6 protein-coding genes and 1 pseudogene are annotated in these 5,965 nt (G+C 58.2%); 2 read left to right on the forward strand and 5 right to left on the reverse strand.

Annotated elements, in window-relative coordinates; genetic code table 11:
• Nucleotides 1-186 precede the first annotated feature (186 nt).
• Nucleotides 187-372, forward strand: coding sequence for a hypothetical protein (locus tag NW829_RS11455; RefSeq protein ID WP_011433765.1), 186 nt, complete (start codon nucleotides 187-189; stop codon nucleotides 370-372).
• A 4-nt stretch (nucleotides 373-376) separates the two neighbouring features.
• On the opposite strand, the gene NW829_RS11460 is transcribed toward NW829_RS11455, so the two are convergent.
• The 5 genes from NW829_RS11460 to NW829_RS11480 form a co-directional block, all read right to left on the reverse strand.
• Nucleotides 377-898 carry a peroxiredoxin gene (locus tag NW829_RS11460; protein ID WP_414417129.1) on the reverse strand — a complete coding sequence of 174 codons (522 nt, stop codon included), beginning with the start codon at nucleotides 896-898 and terminating at the stop codon, nucleotides 377-379.
• Between the two features lie 178 nt (nucleotides 899-1,076).
• Complete coding sequence (locus NW829_RS11465; protein WP_414417130.1) at nucleotides 1,077-1,613, reverse strand: N-acetyltransferase family protein; 537 nt, start codon at nucleotides 1,611-1,613, stop codon at nucleotides 1,077-1,079.
• A 244-nt stretch (nucleotides 1,614-1,857) separates the two neighbouring features.
• Nucleotides 1,858-2,016: a hypothetical protein gene (locus tag NW829_RS11470; protein ID WP_414329361.1), complete on the reverse strand. Its 159-nt coding sequence runs from the start codon at nucleotides 2,014-2,016 to the stop codon at nucleotides 1,858-1,860.
• A gap of 824 nt (nucleotides 2,017-2,840) precedes the next feature.
• Nucleotides 2,841-3,596: a precorrin-2 C(20)-methyltransferase gene (locus tag NW829_RS11475; protein ID WP_414417131.1), complete on the reverse strand. Its 756-nt coding sequence runs from the start codon at nucleotides 3,594-3,596 to the stop codon at nucleotides 2,841-2,843.
• 12 nt (nucleotides 3,597-3,608) lie between these two features.
• Complete coding sequence (locus tag NW829_RS11480; protein WP_414417132.1) at nucleotides 3,609-4,022, reverse strand: STAS domain-containing protein; 414 nt, start codon at nucleotides 4,020-4,022, stop codon at nucleotides 3,609-3,611.
• A gap of 296 nt (nucleotides 4,023-4,318) precedes the next feature.
• Here NW829_RS11480 and NW829_RS11485 point away from each other — a divergent pair.
• A pseudogene (locus NW829_RS11485) lies at nucleotides 4,319-5,965 on the forward strand (translocation/assembly module TamB); the annotation flags it as partial.

Here is a 5,965-nt window from a genome sequence, read left to right on the forward strand (position 1 = left end):
ATTATACATTATTTTCAGTATAGTTGAGCTTATTATTGACTAGAGTCATGCTCTGAAGCGGGGTTGAGTGCCAGGTTGCGCAGCTCTATTATGATTGGCTCTCGGTGGTTCAGAAAGGGATCCCAGCAGGCGACACTCCCCCAGCGGAAGCGATAAGCTAGGAGAGTCAATTAGGTCTCTGAAGCTATGGACGCCGCCGAAATTGCCGCCTTGAAAGAGCGCATCAAGCTAATCCGCGAACGCCGGCCAGCGGTAGCCAAGCTGTTGGAAAAGCCAGACTTGGGCAGCTTGCGCGTGGATGTCAACCAAGCGCTGGAGGAGATCGACGAGTTGCTCCACGAGTTTGAGCAGACTTTTGGCCCGGAAAGCTAGAGGGCTAGCTACCGACAAGCCGTTGCAACTGGGCCAGAACCTCAGCACTGTGGCGGCTGGGGTTCACGATTGGGTCGATTTCTCGCAAAATCCCCTCCGGGTCGATCAAGAACGTATTGCGCAGGGCAACATCGCCCATCCAGGATCCGTAGGCTCGACTGACCGTGCCGTCGGGATCCGACAGCAAAGGAAACTGTAGCCCCTCTGCCGAGCAAAAGCGCCTGTGAGAGTCCACCGAGTCGGCGCTCACGCCCACAACCTGTGCCCCCATGGCCCGGAACTTGGGCAAATCTTGCTGAAAGCGGCGGGCCTCAATCGTACAGCCGGAAGTGAAGTCGCGGGGGTAAAAATACAACACCACCCACTCCCCCCGAAAATCCGCCAGCCGCCGTATTTGCCCGGATTGATCTGGCAATGCGAACTCCGGTGCCGGAGAACCTATTGGCGGGAGAGGAGTAGTTCCCCACTGGGCCCAGGCAGGCTGAGTCATCCCAAAGCCCACAAGCAGGCCCACAACCAATCCCATGAGGTTTAACCAGCGCCAAACTCTGCCCACTTCCTTCACTGCCACTCTAGGACCTCTCTAAAACCCGATTTCTAGTTTACATAACTTTATAAAAGCTGAGTCCAGGACCTCGTCTCACCACCATGAAGCAAGCCGGCGGGGTGGGAATCTGCCAGCTCAATGTTGCCGATGGGCCGATTCAAGGTAGCCACTTGCAGAGCAAAAGCTGCGGAGGGATCCCCAACCATCGCCAGAGTTGAGAGGTGCGTTCAATAGGGGTGTAGCGCAGTTGGGCGTACAGTTGCCGCGCGGGGAGATTGTCTTCCAATACGTGCAGATGCAAACAGCGGTAGCCCCACCCTTTCGCCACCCCTTCAGCACTGAGCAAAAGCAGACGAGCAATTCCTCGCCGCCGCCAGCCGGGCAGCACCGCCAAGTTGGAGAGGTAGGGATACTTCCCGTGGGCTGTGACCCGCAAAGAGATCTCGGCAGTGCCCACCACTTCGGATCCCACCGCAGCTGCCAGACAGCAGTAGTGGGGATCCCTTGCGGCCAGCCTGAGGCGCAACTCTTCGCGAATGCCCAGCTTGCGAATTGGGTAGATCCAGCGTTGCAGACCTGAGGGCGGATAAAAAACCTGCGCCAGAACTTCGGCCAAGGGATCCAGATCGCCCGGTGTAGCCGGGTAAACCACAGGGGAAGGCAACACAGGTTGAGACGGGGCAACCGCAGGCATCCCCCTTATTTTCCCAAACAACTTGCAAACAACAAAACAATAAGTGGTGACCCCCACGGGGAGCCACCACTGAACCGGTAGAACTTGGCCACAGGGAGGAAAACCACCCCTGCCGACGCGGACTAACCGCATCCAAGACTTAACTAAGACTTATTCAGTTGTCTTAACTTGTAGCTTTCCAATTTTTTCCAATTTCTAGGCCAGCGCCAGTGGCCGCTCCGACACCAGAATCCGACTCTGAGGTTTACGATGAGATCTCCAGATCGCTAAAATGGCAGGCTGAGCCGTTGATGCGATAGATATCATCCGTGATGGGCTGGTAACCCACTTCCACCAGATCGGACTTGGCAGGAGCAAATATGCGGATAATTGCTCTAGCAATCTTTGAGAGAAAGGTAAACATAGCAACCTCCTGAAAGTGAGAGTGAAACTATGAACTGAGAGAACCTCGAATTGCTAAAGCCCGCAGTCCTTGTCCCACTGAGCGCTGGTTCCGACTCGCAGAGCTTGCAGGTTGAGAGCACCTGAACCTGATCACCGATTTTCCCACCCTGACTCGCTCATGAATGGAGACTCAAAATAGCCAGCTGAGCTTGTTGATCTGGCAAAACCACTTTTATTTGAGGATTATTTGAGGAACACCTAGAGCGCTCTCTCACTTTCCCAGTGGCTTGTGCAGCAAGCCCAACCGCTATCTGCCTAACTCCCTTGTTCTGCTTCGAGGAAAACCTGTCGTAGGTACCAGGTGCCCTGCTGGGCGAGACAACCACTTCTCAGGAGAATCTGCCGAAGCAACGGATCGGAAGCTTGGATCAGAGCGTTGACCGACAGAGAACTTTGGAGAGAATTTTGGATTTGAGTCAGTCGAGAAGCGGTGCCTCGCGTTTGGGATGGGGATGAGATATTATCCTCCTCGCCTGAATCACTACATTCATAATCTAACCTATAGCCGATCTCTCCACCAAGGGCGGCAACCATTCTTAACAGGCTGGATCATTCCTTTAACTTGGTCTTTTCATCTCTTTTTGGTTCAGGTCAATGAGGGATCCCAGCATTCTGGATTCGGATTCCTCAGCCTCTTTCCGTCACAGGACACCTGATTTTTTGGGGAAACAAGCTGGCTCGGCGCGAGCCTTGAGCTAAACAGAAATAAACGCAAAAAAACAACGACCAACCCCTGCTTCGGGCTTAATCGCCGGAAGGAACTCATTCCCTATCCTAGAAAACTCAATCCAGCCGCAGCCCGTTTTCTGGGTTAAGAGAATCTTTATTCCGGGGCCGAGAGCGCAGGATCAAGAGGGAAAAGTAGGGGGGCTGGTAGTCGGCCAGTCCTTCCAGGGTGGGGAAGAGGGTTTGCTGGGGCCAGCCGGCCCAGACCACCAAGCTGGCTTGTTGCAGCCAACCTCTTTCGGCCAGCCACTGCCAAACCTGAGGGTAGACAGAGGCCACTTTCATGAGAACGACTACCTCAGCCCAGGCACAAGCCTGCTCCAGTTCCGAGAGGGCAAACAGAGCCGGTAAAATCGCCAATTTCTCGGAGCCGAGCACCAAGGGGGATCCCAGGGCAGCAGCAGCGGCTAAGGGAGAGCACACCCCCGGTATGGCCTGGATGGGCAAGTTGGCGATCCGCTCCCGCAAAGCTTGGGCCACGTAGGCGAAGGTGCTGTAGAGGCCCACGTCTCCCTCACAGATGAAGGCGACATCTTCTCCCCTTTCTAGGAGTGGGGCTAGTTGCTGGGCAGCCACTCGCCAGGCAGCTTGCAGGACTTCCGGCTGGGTGACAAAGGGCAGGCGAAGCGGCAAGAGGGTTTGTTCCGGTCGCAGCCAAGGGCGCACAATCTGATAGGCCAGGCCCGGCTGGCCGGCGGCATTTTGGGGACAGGCCACCCAGTTGACCGTGCTGAGGATGCGGGCTGCTTTGACCGTGATCCAGTCGGGATCCCCTGCTCCAGCACTGATCCCCCAAAAGGTTCCCAGACCCATACTTATTACGTATCAGGCGGTCTCTGTACTGCCCGTACTTCCTTCCTTCAGGCGATCCAAGGCTTCCTGCAAGGAGTTGCGCAAAGATAGGAACTTCTCCAGGCGCACCAGCTTCACCGTTTGGGTGATGCGGGGATTGCTCACCACCTGAAAGATACCTGCACGGCTCTGCACCAGCTTGGCCAATTGCACCAGGGCGCCGACGCCAGAGCTGTCGATGAAGTCGATCCCTGTCAAATCCAGGATCAGGTTAGGGGATCCCTCTTCCAGGTATTTGGTGACCACCTTAACAAAGACCGGCTCGGAAAAGGCATCGAGAAGGCCAGTCAGGTGAAAGACCTGGCAGTTTTCCAGCGCCTCGCGGCTGCCGCGCAAGCTGACCGTCAGAGATAGGGGTTCCGGAATGGCTCTTCTCCTTTCAACCATCTCGACAGAAGGGAACACCTGAGAGAGGCCCCAGGGTGGGTTCAATCTCGGGTGTGGAGATAGCTTAGCATCCCCGTTCTCCGCGGGAGACGGTATTTTTCCGCGGGGTCTTCGGGGGAATTACGCCTGGGAGCAGGGATCTCTTCTTTCTGTTCCCTCGTGGCAAGCCAGGAGTCCTTGGGTAGGATGGGGGCAACTGTGCCGGCAAGGTCGGCCCGCAGTGCACGAATGGCTTTTGGGAGCCTGTCAGGTTTTTAAGGGGTAGGCGGTTGGGAGAGGATCACCAAGATCCAAAGATGCAGCAGCAACGATTCAACCTTTCCCCCATCACTCTAGCTGGGGTGGGTTTGGGCTTGACGGCTGCCGCCTTTGGTGCCGCCTGGGGAACAGGGATCTACCTTCAAGATCACGTGCTGCCGCAGGTGGAAGCAACCCTCTCGCAAGCGATGCGCCGGCGCGTGGAATTGGGGGAGGTGAGGTTTCTGGCCCCCTGGCAGGTGAGCTTGGGAGAAAGCCGCGTTGAACATCTGGCCAGTATCGGCTCCATCGACCTCAGCCCTGATTTCTGGACTTGGCTGCAGACGGGTCAGTGGGTGCTGAATGTTACCCTAAACCAGCCGCAACTGCTGCTGATGGAAACGCTGGATCGCGGCTGGGCGGATGTGCAGTTTCAACTGCCCGAAGGGGAGGGATCCCTGCCTTTCCAGGGGCTGAACATCCGTTTGCGCCAGGGATCCCTGACGGCCATCCCTTTGGTGGGGGAGCGACGCCAGTTTGATCGGCTGCAGGGCCAGGTGCAGGTGTGGCTGACTCACAATGCCCCGCCAGGAGAGGAGGATCTTTTCGGGGGGCGGGCCAGTTTCCAGGCGACGGCACGGTTGCTCCCTCGGGAGGGGGAGGGGGGGTACCCCCTGCAGCTCAGGGGGGTGGCGGATTTTGCCCAGGCTTCCGGTTCGGTGACGCTTTCTGCGGCTCGTCTGCCTTTGGATCTCTTGCCCAGTGTGGTGCCGGCGGCCCCTTTTGCGGAGGTGCAGGGGGAAACTGGCTTGGATCTCCAGGTGCTCTGGCGGCGGGATCAACCGCTGGAGTTGACGGGGCAGGCCCAGGTTCAACAGGCTCGGCTGGATCTGGAGAGGTTGCCCCATCCTTTTGAAGAGGTGAAGGGCTCCGTTCGCTTTACCTTGCAGGGGCTGGAGCTGCAGGGAGTCAGCGGTCGTTTGGGTCAGCTTTCCTTCACAGAGCTGAAAGGCCCGGTGGTCTGGGAGCAAGGACAGGGGTTTGGTTTGCAGGCGGAACTGGTGCCGGCCAGTCTTCAACAGATCCAAGAGACGTTTGACGTGACTGGCCTGCCGGTGGCGGTGGAGGGGGTGGTAGGGGGATCCGTAGCGGTCACTGGAGCCTTGGATCAGCCGCAGATCCGGGGACAGTTGCGGGGGCTTTCGCCGGGGCAGGTGGATCGCCTGCCGGTGTCGGAGTATGCCTTTGGCTTCCGCTTTGCGGATCAAACCTTGGCCTTGGAAGCAATTGACCTCAAGACTGCAGGGGGTCGCATCCAAGGCTCCGGCCAGCTGCAATGGGCTGCCGGCTTGGCAGGCCAGTTCGATCTTCAAGTCAGCGGAGCCGACGTGGAGCAGGTGCTGGCCCTTTACGGCCTCAACCTGCCCCGCCGGGGCGCTCTTCCTTGGGTGGGGCCGGTTTCCGCTCAAGTGCAGGTGGCGCTGACGGGATCCCAACCGCGGGCGGAGGCCAGCTGGGAAAGTCTTGGGGGAGAGATTGCCGGAAGAGGGCAGCTGCAGGTTTTGCCGGAGGGTCGGGACTGGGTGGTGCAGGTGCCGCAGGCGGTGCTGGACGTGGGCGGAGGCCGGGTGGCGGTGGCGGGGCGGTGGGCGGGGGGACAGCTCCAGACGCAGTTGGCTCCTCAGGAGGTGCCGCTGGCCTTTTTC

The organism is Synechococcus sp. R55.8 (assembly GCF_047461895.1).
Classification (GTDB): domain Bacteria; phylum Cyanobacteriota; class Cyanobacteriia; order Thermostichales; family Thermostichaceae; genus Thermostichus.